Source organism: Facklamia sp. P13055, from assembly GCF_050409445.1.
GTDB lineage: Bacteria > Bacillota > Bacilli > Lactobacillales > Aerococcaceae > Facklamia.
Map to the genome: position 1 here is coordinate 223,503 of NZ_JBNUPL010000001.1, position 13,280 is coordinate 236,782.

Below are 13,280 nucleotides of genomic sequence, written 5' to 3' on the forward strand. Positions count from 1 at the left end.
GTATTGGCAGATGTTTTGAATTGCTTGAGCCGTGTGAGGGGAAACTCTCATGCACGGTTCTTAGAGGGGAAAGGGATAGTAATATCCCTGACCTACTCGACCGTCCTGCTGACTTAGAGCAAAGAGCAGGTAGAATTGTTCGTCAGGGTAACGAAAATGAGAAAGTAAATATCTATCGTTATGTTACAGAGAATACCTTTGATGCCTATTTATGGCAGACCATAGAAAACAAGCAGAAGTTCATTTCACAGATAATTACTTCCAAGACTCCTGTTCGTGTGGCGGAAGATGTAGACGAAAGCAGTTTAAATTATGCAGAAATAAAGGCGTTGGCTACGGGAGATCCCAAAATCAAAGAAAAGATGGACTTGGATAACGAGGTTACAAAACTCAAAATGCTGGAAGCAAACTATAAGTCCAATCGTTATAGATTAGAGGATAAGGTAGCAAAAAATTATCCTGAAGAAATTGCAAGAACGGAAAAGCTCATTGAAGCTGTTAAGAAAGATATATCCGATGTAGAGCCTAAAGCGGAAGGAGAGGAAAAGTTTACTTCTATTACAATTTTAGGAGAGAAGATTACCGATAAGAAATTAGCCGGGGAAAGGCTACTTGAAGCAATTTCAAAGGTTAAAATCAATGAAAGCAAGGTGATAGGCAAGTATAGAAATATGGACTTAGAGGTGAGTTATAACTTCTTTACTAATGAGCATACCTTTAGCTTAAATGGTTCTGCAAAGCATTCAGGAGAGCTTGGAACAAGTGCGGACGGAAATATTACAAGACTGGATAACGCTCTTGAGAAAATGCCTGAAAAACTGAAAAGATTAGAGGAAAAACTTATCAGCACAAAGGAACAACTGGAAAATGCCAAAGAAGAATTAAAAAAGCCTTTTGAAAAAGCAGATGAGCTGAAAACTAAGGTGCTAAGACTCGCAGAACTAAATAAGCTCCTTGATATGGGAGAAGTAGAAGAAGATAGAAATGATAATCCTCTTGTAGAAGATGTAAAAAGAGCGATTATTGACTTCTGTAACAGGGAGTACGAAGAAAATCATAGCTATGATGAGTTTGATACACTATACCCTGATTTAAAGCATATAGGGATTGCCTATACCAATACACCGGATGAAAGACATGGCATTCAGTATGAACTTGATTTAGAGGAGAAAACATGGACACAGTACATTGATGATACACCAATTAAAACTGAGAGCTTTGATTATGAGGATAAAGGAGAAAATGAAGCTCCAAGAAACATGAAAAATGAAATAGAAATGTCCTCTTTTAGCGATTTAGTTTATATGGATTCGGAAGATTTAAAAGCAGCAACAGGACTTGAAATTGACGATGATGGTAACTTCTATGATCCACTTTCTAAAGATATGGATAATGATGGTATTCCTGATAGATATGACAATGACTTTAAGGACAGTGATTATTTTGAGTCAACCTATGATGTGGAGGACAATCTTCATAGCAAAGAAGAAACCAAAGAAAAAACCATAGGAAAATCAGAGGATAAGCCATCTATTTTAGGGCAGATAAGAGAATTTCAAAAACAAGAAAAAAATGAAAAAAGGCAAGAATCTAAAGATACACAATATGAACAATATGCAAGATAAGGGAGCGATACGCTCCCTTTTGTAATGAAAGGAGAAAAAATATGGATTACAAAGAAATAAGAGATAAAATAGAAGATATGGTAAAGGATAATCATAAGGATTTTGTTAAGGCTGTTATCAGCATGGAAAAAGGCATTAACGATGAAAGTGCTTTGGATAAGCTCTATGATGATTATATGGACAATGACACAATAAATTTACTGCATGAAGAATTTGACTATATGATTGAGGATTTAAGGGAACAGGGGCAGATAAAAGACCTGCCTTATGTTCAGGAAGAAAAGGATAATCTTATCAATATAGTTGGAAATATTGTTGGAGAGGTAGATGTAGTCGAAAGGGAAAATAAGAACGGAGAAGCCTTTAAGGTGGCAAATTTCTCCGTAGTATCCAAAGATGATGTGGGAAATAAGGTGTATCATAATTGCTCCGCTTATGGAGAAAAAAGTGATATTCCAAAGGACTTTAAGCAAGGAGATTTTGTTAAGCTATTTGGACAAGTCAGAACTTCCATTGATGATAACGGTAAGGAGCATAGTAATATTAGGATACTTTTTTCAAAACTGTTAAAGGCAAAGGAACAAATGAAAGGACAAGAAGAAAAGAAAGAATCTATACTTGGAACTATTAAGAAATATCAGGCGGAAGATAAGGAAAAGCCAAAAGAAAAGAAAGAAGCAAACAAAGAAGTTGAGAGATAAATTTATGGTCGGTGTGGTCTTAGGGCTGCACCGGCTCTTTTTTTATTTGTGAGAGTTCGATTAAAGAGAATATATTTATGAAAAAAGTATATTTTGTGGTATAATATACTAAATATAGTTTTCTTGAACGGAGGATAAAAATGAGGGCTTTTAGTTATAAAAGATTGTTCAAAAAACTCATTGATTTAGATATGACAAACAATGAACTTATGGAAAAAGCAAAAGTAAGTAAAAGTACATTTTACAAAATGAAGAATGGGCAAAATGTAACTACGGATGTTTTGCTTAGAATTTGCAATGCTTTGGATTGTGATATTGAGGAAATAGTTGAGTGTATAAAGCAATAATTAAAAAGGAGAATGAAAAATGATTTTAAAAAAGATGAAAGTGAAAAACTTTAGGTTATTAAAAAATTTTGAATTAGATTTTAAAGATGAATTGTCATTAGTTATAGGTAAAAATAATTGCGGAAAAACATCAGCTCTTATTATTTTGGATAAGATGTTAAATTCATCTAAAGTAATGTGGGAAGATATAAATTTGGAATGTCAGAAAGAACTCTATGAAAAAATAGTTGATTTCGATATATCTGAGCAAGAGAAAGCTACATCATTAGAGGCTATTAATTTGCAATTATTTATTGAGTATGATGATAATGATTCATATGCAAATATCCAAAAATTTATGATGGATTTGAATCCAGATAATAATATTATAGTTTTAGAATTTATTTCATTAATACCTATAAAGAGAATTATGGAATTAAAAGATATCATTAACGAAAAGAATCTTAAAGATTTCATGTCATTTTCTAAATTTATCAGTAAGAATTTTTCAAATTTTTTTGAAACTAAAAAATATTCAAGGGAATTTGATGTTGTCTTAAATCAAATAACACAAAATAGATCAGAAGAAATTGATAATAAGGATATTCAAAAAGTAATTAAAGTGGCAGGAATAAGAGCTGATAGAGCAGTTTCTAATGATGATCGTAATCATGTTTTGTCAAGTTTAACAGGTAAATATTTTAGTTCTTATAAAGCTGCTAAAAATGAAAGCGAGTTGGTATTTACAAGACTTGAAGAAAAATTGGAGGAAGCTGATAAAGAGTTATACAAGATTTACAATGGAGAAAAAAGTGAAAGTGGAGAATCTATTGATGGTATCTTTAGTGGTGTTATAGATGTTATAAAAACTTATGGTGGTGCAGAAAATGGAATTGATATAGCAATAGAGTCATCTATTTCAGAGAAAAATTTATTGTCAGATAATACAAATTTAAGTTATAGACAAGGGGGAGATAGTTCACTTCCAGAAACTTATAATGGATTGGGGTATTTGAATTTAATTGGTATTTTGTTTGAGATTGAAACCAAGATACAGGAATTATTTGAACAACCGGCAGATATAAATCTTTTATATATTGAAGAGCCGGAAGCACATACACACCCTCAGTTACAGTATATATTTATAAGGAATATTAAATCTCATATTAAAGCACATAGAAAAAAGTTGTTGGAAGACAAGAATAAACAGTTGCAGATTTTAATCACTTCGCATTCATCACATATAGTTTCTGAATGTAACTTTGATGACATTATATATTTAAAGAAGAGCGAGAATATGGTTATAGCTAAGAGTTTTAATTCTTTAAAAGAAGAGTATGGTGGAGATGAACAGAAAGGATTTAAGTTTGTAAAACAATATCTGACAATGAATAGAAGTGAACTTTTCTTTGCTGATAAAGCTATTTGTATAGAAGGAGATACCGAACGAATTTTAATGCCAATGATGATGCATAAAATTGATAATAAAGAAAAGCCAAAAGCAGATCTTATTCCACTATTATCACAGAACATTTCTATAATAGAAGTTGGAGCGCATTCTCATATATTTATACCTTTATTTTCCTTTTTAGGAACAAAAGTTTTGTTTGTTACGGATATTGACTCTGTAAAATCTGAAAAGAAAATAGATAAAAATGGAAAAGAAAGAACTGTATATACGAGTTGTCACCCCGATGAGGGAACACATACAAGTAATGCATCAATAAAAGAATTTTTTAAAGATACCGGAATTGATTCATCGAATAATCAATTTAAGGAACTTGTAGGGAAAAATGCTGAGGATAAAATTAAAGATAATATGAGAATAGCCTATCAAATACCAGAATCTGATGGTGAGTATCAAGCGAGTAGTTTTGAAGATGCATTTATAGCATTAAATAAAGACTTTATATTAAAAAACAAAGAAGGGTTTTATCAATATGGAGCTTTAAAAGACTTTGCAGCTGATGAAATAGAAAGTGGCGATTATTATAAATTTGCATTAAATAATGTTAAAAAAAAGTCAGCATTTGCATCAAGTTTATTATATTTCGATAAAGAAGATGGTAATGAGGATGAAAAATGGACAGTTCCACATTATATTGAGGAGGGTTTATTATGGATACAGTAACTTTAGAAAAGGAAGTTTTAGAAGCTCTTCAATGTATAAAAAATGGTGAAAATTTCATTTTAGAAGGTGGAGCTGGGAGTGGAAAAACATACTCCTTAATTTCATTAATAAATGCACTCACAGAAGAATTACCAGATATTAAGATAGTATGCATTACATATACAAATAATGCAGTTGCAGAAATTTTATCAAGAATAGAAAATGAGAATATTTGGGTTTCAACAATCCATGAGTTTATATGGGATCTTATCAGAAAATATCAAAATGAAATTAAGGATGTTTTAGTAGAACTTATTAATGATGAAGATGAAAAGAACTTTAAAAAGCCGAAAGATTTTTCTGAGGATTTAATTTCTAAAGATTACTTCAAAAATCTTTATGTGGATTATGACGAGTATTATTCTGTAACCCCAAATGATGAAAACAGAATTAAAATTAGCCATGATCACATTTTGATTGTTGCAGAGAAAATGTTTGAGAAATACAAAAAAATAGCAGACATTTTGAAGGATATTGCAGACTGCATTTTTGTTGATGAATATCAAGACACAAGTCTTTTAGTTGCTGATATATTATTAGAACATCTTAAACAAAGCAGTAAGAAAAATGTAATTGGTTTTTTTGGAGATTCAATGCAATCTATATATGACAACGGAGTTGGTAATTTAAATCAATATAGTTTAACTAAAATAGTAAAAACTCAAAACCGAAGAAATCCAAGAGTTGTAATTGAAGTAGCCAATAAATTTAGAGATGATGGTATTATACAAGAACCTTCAGAAGATATAAATGCACCTAATATGGAGAATGGAACTATTAAAGAAGGCAGTATTAAATTTTTATATGGAAATGAAACAGATGATTTTATAAGCATAAAGGAAAAGAGTATTTTTGAATCTTGGAATTTCTTGGATGGAAAACAAACAAAAGAGTTAAGGTTGACTCATAAATATAATGCTGAAATGGCTGGATTTAAAGGCTTATATGATCTATATAATGCTGATTTGATAATTACGCTTATAAGCAAGATAAAGGAAAAAATTGATAAGGGAAATTTAGATAGTGATAAGACTTTGGGAGAATTGGCGTTAGAGGTAAAACCGACATATAAAAAAGTAGAGCTGTTGGATCAAATTAACGGAGATGAAATTTATCAGTCAATATACAGTGTTTTAAAAGATATGCCATGGAAAGAAGCTTACGAAAAATGTAGAGTTACTAAGGAATCACTTATGTCATATAAATTAAATGGGATGAGTGGTAGATATGAAGCTAATTCTTATAGAGATAGGATTTTACGAAGATTAGATATATTAGAGGAGATTATCGAATTATATGAGGCTAATAAATTTAATGATTTTTTACGAATAACAAAATTTTCTATTCGTAATAGGAATGATAAGATTTGTCTTAAGCAAGCAATTGATTATCTTGTAAGTGAAGATAATAAAACGATAGAAGATATTTTAAAATTTGCGGAAGTAAAAGGGTTACTCAAAGAAGATGAATTATTCAGTGATTATATTTTAAATAAAGGATTTTATTTATGGGAGAGAATAAAAAAGATAACATTTAATCAATATAGAAAAAGTGTTTTATATTTAAAAGAATTTTCACCAATTTGTACTCAGCATAGTGTTAAGGGTAGTGAATATGACAATGTACTTCTTGTATTAGAGTCTGATTGGAATAAATACGATTTTAATACATTATTTGGAAAGGGGTCTTCAAATTCTAATGTTCAACTAAGAACGAAAAAATTATTTTATGTATGTATAACGAGAGCAAAAAAGAATTTAATAATATATATGCCTACTAATGATTCTGACATATTGGGGAAAGCAAAAGATTTTTTTGGTGAAGAAAATGTTATGGATATTTCTTCGATTGAATAGAGGAGATGGCTATCTCTCCATCTCCTTACCCATATAAATACCATAGTTTTTTCGTATTTGGTAAAGCTCGTCCATTGTAGTTTTTGAAGAAGAATACTCTTGCATTAGGGTATTCTTTTTTTCTTGCAGTTTGTCAAGTCTATCTAAAATATCCTTTGAATTTGGTAACTTTGAATAGGACTTTTTAAGTTTTGCAAGATCTGTTTCGTAGCGTGTGATTTCAGCCTTATGCTCCTCAAAAAATGCCTTGTCAGACGGATTTACCTTATATTCTTTATAGTAGGCTCGATACTTTTTAACAGCATGAACTTGCTCCATAGTATCAGAAAGCAGTTGCATATTCTTGTCAATTTCTTTAATTTTATCTTGTAAGCTCTGTCTTTCTTCAGCACTTTTTTGAATGAATTCATCAAGTTGTTTAATGGATTTAATGCCATGTTCTCTTATGAAAATAACGGACTCAGCCATTGTGTTTAAGTTATGTTTGGTTGCCCAATACTCATAACCTTTGCTCTCTTTCACTTTGGCATTAGTATTCATGTTGATGATATTTCCGATTCGTTTTTTAACTTTCACAGTCTTAATGGATTCTTTTTCAGCTATGCGTTCTTTTAGTCTTTCTTCAGTGTAATTTTCACCAATCGTCTTAGCTCTTGTAAATCTTTGCTTATCTTTTGGCTTAAAAGCTATGTGTTTTCCATGTTTGATTTCATAGCCAAGTTTCGCCATTTTCTTTAGAAATTCTTCCCAATCTTTAGACTGCTTTATTATGCGGTCAATATCAAATTGAAGTCTACTTTTCCAAGAAATCCCTTTCTTTGCCTGTTCATTTTCATACCATGACTTGCCATTTACTTTATACTTTCTCTTATAGCTTTCGTAAAACTCATCAATCACAGATAGGTTGTTTTCTTTACATAGCTTATCACTTTGATACCTAATTTTATGATAGCTTTTCTTGTTGGATTGGTAGCACTTGCCAGTTACCATATTTACATTATTAAAGATGATATGGTTGTGGATATGCCCTTTATCTATGTGAGTAGATAAGACAAATTCGTATTCATTTTTCAGTATCTTTTTGCACAGTTCAAGACCGATTTGGTGTGCTATTTCAGGACTTGTTTCTCCCGGTAAAAAGGATTGAATAAGGTGTCTTGCAAGAACAGTTCCATTTGTTCCTGCATCATTTCGGGTTTTTAGAAACTGAGTATGAGCAGTTTCTTGATGACATTTATAAGTGCTTACCAATATTTGTTCATCTGTTTTTTCTCCATTTACAGTATATGATATGGCAAGATTAAGTGTTGATTTTATAGGATGTATTTTAATAATAGCCATAAAATTTAATCACCTCCAGAAGTTCTGTTAAGAAGTAGTGAATGTATTTGCCAAAGCTCTTTTGAGAAATGTTCAATCTGCTTTTTCATATCATTTATATCGTCCTTATAGATTACGCCAGTGGAATTTACACGCTTTGCAATTTGATTGATATTGTTTGTAGCGTTGGAAAGTAAACCTTGTAAATCTCTAAAAGGTTCTAAATCCACTTGATAAATTTCTTTTTCTAAAACGCATTTACGGATAAAATGGCTCATATTTCTGCATTTCGCAAGTTTTCTTTTCTCTTCAAAAAGAGCCTTTTCTTCTTTGGTTAATTTAATTTCAAGTCTTTCATTTCGTATTCTATTTGCCATAAATTATTTCTCCTTTCGATGTATTTTGGGGTCTTAGGGTTCTCCCTAACAAGCTAAAAATTGATAAAAAAAGAAGCAGATCCCAAAGGGCTGCTTCATCAATTTTTCCGTAAGTGTCCGTACACTTACTGTGCTTGCTACAAAAGAATGAATTAGATAGCAGGCATTAAGCTTTTATATAGTTCTTTTCAGATATTATATCACAAAAATGGAATTTTAATTCATTGCTTTAAAATTTTTATTCAGATAAAGTAGTTTACAGAATATAACATAAAAAGCGAGGAATATAATTTCAAGTTAATGTATTCTATTTTCAAAGGAGGGATAAGTGTGAAATGGTTAGAAAATTTAAGTAATGCTATAGCCTATATAGAGGACAATTTAGAAGAAGAAATTTCATATGATGAAGTGGTACGTATTGCTTGTTGTTCCACATACTATTTTCAAAGAATTTTTTCTTATGTAACAGGCATTTCTTTGTCTGAATATATTCGTAGAAGAAGAATGACACAAGCTGCATTTGAGTTACAAAGAACAAATCAAAAGGTTATAGATGTCGCACTTAAATATGGCTATTCTTCTCCAACTGCATTTAATCGTGCTTTTCAAAGTGTTCATGGAATTGCTCCTTTTGTAGCTAAAATATTGGTAGTGAATTAAATGCTTATCCAGCTTTAAAGCTTTCGATAAATGTGATAGGAGGGAATGCTATGTTATATCGTATTGAAAAGAAACCGGCAATGCGTATTGTTGGAGTGAAAACTGCTTTAAGTGATGATATGGAATTAAATTTAAAATCCATACCTAAATTTTGGGATAGGATTTTATTGACGGAAGAATTTAAAACAATATGTAATTTATCTAATGAAAATCCTAAAGGGATATTAGGTGTTAGTATATACAGAAATCCTCAGGATATATTTTATTGTATCGCTTCTGCAAGTAATGAAGTAGTTCCTGAAGGAATGTTTGAATATGAAATTCCTGAAAGCACTTGGGTTGTTTTTGAAAATGATGGTTACTTAAAAGAAAATGTACAGAGTATATTTAGACGATTTTATACAGAATGGTTGCCGTTTTCAGGTTATGAATATGCGGGGTTACCTGATATTGAAGTTTATCCTATTTATGATAAAAAACCAGTGATAGGTCATTCTGAAGTGTGGATTGCAATAAAAGAAGAGGAGGAATAAATTTTTATGGATTATCAAATTGAAATTAAAGATATTGATCCTGTAAGAGTTGCTTATATGAAATATAGAGGCATTGTTACAGATGCAAGCAAGGTATTTCCAAAAGTATTTAAATCTATACATGGAAAAACAAGTGGTTCTCCATTTTTTAATTATATTACTATGAATTCTGAAACAAAAGTTGGGGACATTGAACTATGTGTTCCTACTAATGAGGAGCCAATTGGAAATGGCATTGAAGTAAAGATTTTGCCAAGAATAAAGGCGGTGTGTGTTACACATATAGGAACATATGAGACTTTATATAAAGCTTATGAAGCAATTGATAGGTACTCAAAAGAAAATGTATTAGAGATTTCTCCTCCATTTAGAGAATTATTTATTAAAGGTCCGGGGATGGTTTTTAAGGGAAATCCGGAAAAATATATAACGGAAATTCAGTTCCCAATAAAGGGGGAATAAAATGTTTGCTATTGAAGTATCAAATGTGGAAAAAGCATACAAGAATGGAGTTAAAGCATTAGACAGATTAAATCTTTGTGTAAAAACTGGAGAAATATTTTCTCTTTTAGGTCAAAATGGAGCGGGCAAATCAACACTTATCAATATTTTAACGACTTATTTGAAATTAGATAGTGGCAGTATAAAGATTTTGGGCAATGATATTAAAACTGGATCTGAAAAAATTAGATATGATATTGCTTGTGTTTCACAGAGAACTTCAATCGACACGTATTTATCGTTAGAAGAGAATATGCTTTTTCAAGCTAAATTATATAAAATATCACATGATGAAGCTGTAAAAAGAATGCATAAACTGATAAATGCTTTTGAGTTAAATCAATACTTAAAGTATCCTGTATCTTCATATTCTGGAGGTATAAAGCGTCGTTTAGATATAGCTTTGAATATGATATCTAATCCCAAAATATTATTTTTAGATGAGCCAACTGTTGGTATGGATATACAATCTCGTATGGCTATGTGGAAGATTGTGGGAAAAATACGTGATGATTTTGGAACAACCATTTTTTTGACAACACATTATTTAGAGGAAGCAGACCATCTTAGTAATACAATTTGTATTATGAAAAATGGAAAAGAAGTTATTCAGGGTACACCATTTGAACTTAGAGAATTTATTAAAAAAGAAGCTATCAAGATACTATTTAAGGATAAAAATCAAGCAAAAGAAAATATCCCAATATTAAAAAAACAATTTTCAAAAGAAATCTGCACAGTACAGAATCGTTCTGTTTCGGTTGGTACTCATAATAGCAATGAAGATTTACTTAGAATAAATAGGTTTTTATTAGATCAAAAAATCAAATTTCAAGGAATTGAAATTATAGAGCCAACATTAGAAGATGTGTTTTTAAGATTAACGGAAAGAAGGTGAACTGTAAAATGGGTGTTTTTACGATATTACAAAAGAACATGAAATGGAGGTATCATAATTCATTTACAATTGTAATTACTATTTTGCAACCAGTTTTATGGCTTATTCTTTATAGTACGGTTGCAAGACAAGCTATGCAAGGAACAGGTATTCAAAATTATACTGCATTTATTTTGCCGGGATTAATAATACTTGTGAGTTTTTCGACTTGTAGTAGTAGTGGGATTATGAATTATATGATGAAAACAGAGGGCAGCTTTTATCGTGTTCTTATAGCTCCAATAAAAAGAAGTACTATAGTTTTGGGACAGGTGCTGGAAGCGATATTATGTACTTTCTTTGAAGTAAGCATTATGTTTATTATAAGTTTGCTGTTTTCAGTAAGCGTTTTTAATGGAATAACAAATAGTTTTATTATCATATTATTAGTATTTTTAACTGCATTTTTTATGGCTTCAGTTGCTTATGGAATAAGTTTAATACTTCCTAATGAGATGATGTATGAAACGGTTATGAATGCAATCGTATTGCCAATATTTTTCCTGAGTTCTGCATTATTTCCGATTGATAAAATTAGCGGCATATTGAAAGTAATTATTAACTTAAATCCATTTACTCATGTTATCAACAGTATACGTACAATTATGTTTACTGGAGTATTTAATGTAACTGAAGTAGGCATTTCTACTATATTGCTTTCTGCACTATCTTTAATTAGTTTTTTATTTGCAAATAAACAATTAAAAAAAGAAATGGATTTATAATTATTTTTATCTGTTGATTTAACTTAAATAAGGAAGGATTAAAAATATGACAATTTGACTTCTATATAATAAAGGGAGAATGGCTATGGGTAAGTTTAGATTCAGTATCTTTAAAGAAAAAAATAATTTACCTTTTTGAAATAGTCAATTATCAAAAAATAACAACTAAATACATCAAAGAAATTAATTTCTTTCATTTCAGAGGACTTCTTATGCCTATGTGCAGGAGTCCTCCTTTTTTGTCTAAAAACGCAGACAAAAAAGAAATGGAGGAAGCATATATGCCAAAAAAATATTACCTTTATATCAACGGACAAAAGGTTAGCGTCAGCGAGCAGATATATAAAGTCTACTGGCGAGAAAAAGAACACGAAAAGTATTTAGAGCAGGTGGACAAGAAAAACCACTTTTTCATCATTGGATCATGACGGACATTTTGTAGATAATATTGTTGATGAAAGTGTTGATGTAGACAAGATTGTGGAAACACAAATGATGATTGAAGCTCTCAGAAATGCTATATCAAGACTCAGTGATGAAGAAAGGGATATTATTGAAAGATTATATTTTAATGACGAAACTGTTCGTTCAGTAGCAAAGCTCAAAAGTATTACACATCCGGCTTTAATCAAGAGAAGAAACAAAATTCTTGAAAAGCTAAAGAAATTCATTAAAGAAATTTAGAGTTTCGGTAACCAAAGGGGTCAAATTTTCCTTATATAAAGTGAAGGGGAGTTTGACCTCTTATATTTTCATTGGTAAAGAGAAAGACCTTTTATAGCAAATAGGAAAATACAAAGAAAAGCTCCCTATATATTTGAACATTGACAATTGAATAGACCAAGGTAGGACTTTATCTATTTGTGGAGAATTATGACCTACGCCAAGACTTTTCTGCTGACTAAGTCGGTTTAAATGAATACTGGCAAGTGCCAAGGATAAAAGAAAAAGAGCGATAAATAGGAATACATAAAAAACAGAAGAGGCAATCTGTTCGTTGATACAAGTAGTGATAATGATACTTCAATAGTTTAAGCCGGCTCGTCTAAACAAGGGGCGGAGGTGAGATTCCTATGTTGCTGCCAAGCACCTACCAATGTCATGAAACTTAATTAGAGAAAACAATAGAGAAAGGAGTTTTCTAATGAATACAGAAGAATTAACAAGATATAAAAATATGTCAGTGGAAGATATAGATAAAAATATAGTCCCTGATATTGAAGATATAAGAAATAGAAACTGCATAGATCCAATTTCTATGTATTTTATGAAAGTCGGCAATGTAGTTGTAAAATGCAACTATGCAAACAACGGACGGAGTTTAGAAGATTGCTTTTTATCCTATTTGCAGAAAAAAGCGATGTTGATTGATTAAAGATATGATAAATGGGGATGACTTTTTTGTTTAAATATGGTATACTAATAAATAAATAAGGATACAATTTTATATGTGCTGATGACTCCAAGTTATCATATTTTTCTTTGGAAAATAATGGTTCTATAATTTATAGGGTTGATGGCCGAAGGCCTCAACTCTATTTTTTACTTT

The 13,280-nt window shown here is 30.7% G+C and carries 12 protein-coding genes and 2 pseudogenes; 12 read left to right on the forward strand and 2 right to left on the reverse strand.

What is annotated here, in order from left to right; all coding sequences use genetic code 11:
- Positions 1 to 101: 101 nt before the first annotated feature.
- The 5 genes and pseudogenes from ACQV2O_RS01005 to ACQV2O_RS01025 all read left to right on the forward strand — a co-directional run.
- Positions 102 to 1,625, forward strand: a pseudogene (locus ACQV2O_RS01005) (helicase-related protein); the annotation flags it as partial.
- Positions 1,626 to 1,666: 41 nt separating this feature from the next.
- The gene (locus ACQV2O_RS01010; RefSeq protein WP_428874724.1) at positions 1,667 to 2,326 is read left to right on the forward strand and encodes a DNA-binding protein; all 660 of its coding nucleotides are present in this window, start codon (positions 1,667 to 1,669) and stop codon (positions 2,324 to 2,326) included.
- Between the two features lie 140 nt (positions 2,327 to 2,466).
- Positions 2,467 to 2,673, forward strand: a complete 207-nt coding sequence (locus ACQV2O_RS01015; protein WP_428874725.1) for a helix-turn-helix domain-containing protein — start codon at positions 2,467 to 2,469, stop codon at positions 2,671 to 2,673.
- 19 nt (positions 2,674 to 2,692) lie between these two features.
- Positions 2,693 to 4,783 carry an ATP-dependent nuclease gene (locus ACQV2O_RS01020; RefSeq protein ID WP_428874726.1) on the forward strand — a complete coding sequence of 697 codons (2,091 nt, stop codon included), beginning with the start codon at positions 2,693 to 2,695 and terminating at the stop codon, positions 4,781 to 4,783.
- The gene (locus ACQV2O_RS01025; RefSeq protein WP_428874727.1) at positions 4,771 to 6,678 is read left to right on the forward strand and encodes a UvrD-helicase domain-containing protein; all 1,908 of its coding nucleotides are present in this window, start codon (positions 4,771 to 4,773) and stop codon (positions 6,676 to 6,678) included. Before ACQV2O_RS01020 ends, ACQV2O_RS01025 begins: the two co-directional genes overlap by 13 nt.
- 9 nt (positions 6,679 to 6,687) lie before the next feature.
- On the opposite strand, the gene ACQV2O_RS01030 is transcribed toward ACQV2O_RS01025, so the two are convergent.
- Positions 6,688 to 8,019: a relaxase/mobilization nuclease domain-containing protein gene (locus tag ACQV2O_RS01030; protein ID WP_428874728.1), complete on the reverse strand. Its 1,332-nt coding sequence runs from the start codon at positions 8,017 to 8,019 to the stop codon at positions 6,688 to 6,690.
- A 5-nt stretch (positions 8,020 to 8,024) separates the two neighbouring features.
- Entirely contained in the window at positions 8,025 to 8,375 is a 351-nt protein-coding gene (locus ACQV2O_RS01035; protein ID WP_428874729.1) for a plasmid mobilization protein, read from the reverse strand.
- Between the two features lie 330 nt (positions 8,376 to 8,705).
- Between ACQV2O_RS01035 and ACQV2O_RS01040 the strand changes: the two genes are divergently transcribed.
- From ACQV2O_RS01040 to ACQV2O_RS01070, 7 genes and pseudogenes are all read left to right on the forward strand, one after another.
- Positions 8,706 to 9,035: a helix-turn-helix transcriptional regulator gene (locus ACQV2O_RS01040; protein ID WP_428874730.1), complete on the forward strand. Its 330-nt coding sequence runs from the start codon at positions 8,706 to 8,708 to the stop codon at positions 9,033 to 9,035.
- A 50-nt stretch (positions 9,036 to 9,085) separates the two neighbouring features.
- Positions 9,086 to 9,568 carry a GyrI-like domain-containing protein gene (locus tag ACQV2O_RS01045; RefSeq protein WP_428874731.1) on the forward strand — a complete coding sequence of 161 codons (483 nt, stop codon included), beginning with the start codon at positions 9,086 to 9,088 and terminating at the stop codon, positions 9,566 to 9,568.
- 6 nt (positions 9,569 to 9,574) lie between these two features.
- Complete coding sequence (locus tag ACQV2O_RS01050; protein WP_428874732.1) at positions 9,575 to 10,030, forward strand: GyrI-like domain-containing protein; 456 nt, start codon at positions 9,575 to 9,577, stop codon at positions 10,028 to 10,030.
- Position 10,031: 1 nt separating this feature from the next.
- Positions 10,032 to 10,967: an ATP-binding cassette domain-containing protein gene (locus ACQV2O_RS01055; RefSeq protein WP_428874733.1), complete on the forward strand. Its 936-nt coding sequence runs from the start codon at positions 10,032 to 10,034 to the stop codon at positions 10,965 to 10,967.
- Positions 10,968 to 10,975: 8 nt separating this feature from the next.
- Entirely contained in the window at positions 10,976 to 11,731 is a 756-nt protein-coding gene (locus ACQV2O_RS01060) for an ABC transporter permease (RefSeq protein WP_428874734.1), read from the forward strand.
- A 281-nt stretch (positions 11,732 to 12,012) separates the two neighbouring features.
- Positions 12,013 to 12,415: pseudogene (locus tag ACQV2O_RS01065) on the forward strand (sigma-70 family RNA polymerase sigma factor).
- A 460-nt stretch (positions 12,416 to 12,875) separates the two neighbouring features.
- Positions 12,876 to 13,106, forward strand: coding sequence for a DUF6870 family protein (locus ACQV2O_RS01070; RefSeq protein ID WP_428874736.1), 231 nt, complete (start codon positions 12,876 to 12,878; stop codon positions 13,104 to 13,106).
- Positions 13,107 to 13,280 lie beyond the last annotated feature (174 nt).

Coding starts and splice junctions, on each gene's coding strand:
- ACQV2O_RS01050 (WP_428874732.1), top strand. CDS start 9,575: ATGGATTATCAAATTGAAATTAAAGATATTGATCCTGTAAGAGTTGCT.
- ACQV2O_RS01015 (WP_428874725.1), top strand. CDS start 2,467: ATGAGGGCTTTTAGTTATAAAAGATTGTTCAAAAAACTCATTGATTTA.
- ACQV2O_RS01070 (WP_428874736.1), top strand. CDS start 12,876: ATGAATACAGAAGAATTAACAAGATATAAAAATATGTCAGTGGAAGAT.
- ACQV2O_RS01010 (WP_428874724.1), top strand. CDS start 1,667: ATGGATTACAAAGAAATAAGAGATAAAATAGAAGATATGGTAAAGGAT.
- ACQV2O_RS01020 (WP_428874726.1), top strand. CDS start 2,693: ATGATTTTAAAAAAGATGAAAGTGAAAAACTTTAGGTTATTAAAAAAT.
- ACQV2O_RS01035 (WP_428874729.1), bottom strand. CDS start 8,375: ATGGCAAATAGAATACGAAATGAAAGACTTGAAATTAAATTAACCAAA.
- ACQV2O_RS01045 (WP_428874731.1), top strand. CDS start 9,086: ATGTTATATCGTATTGAAAAGAAACCGGCAATGCGTATTGTTGGAGTG.
- ACQV2O_RS01030 (WP_428874728.1), bottom strand. CDS start 8,019: ATGGCTATTATTAAAATACATCCTATAAAATCAACACTTAATCTTGCC.
- ACQV2O_RS01055 (WP_428874733.1), top strand. CDS start 10,032: ATGTTTGCTATTGAAGTATCAAATGTGGAAAAAGCATACAAGAATGGA.
- ACQV2O_RS01025 (WP_428874727.1), top strand. CDS start 4,771: ATGGATACAGTAACTTTAGAAAAGGAAGTTTTAGAAGCTCTTCAATGT.
- ACQV2O_RS01060 (WP_428874734.1), top strand. CDS start 10,976: ATGGGTGTTTTTACGATATTACAAAAGAACATGAAATGGAGGTATCAT.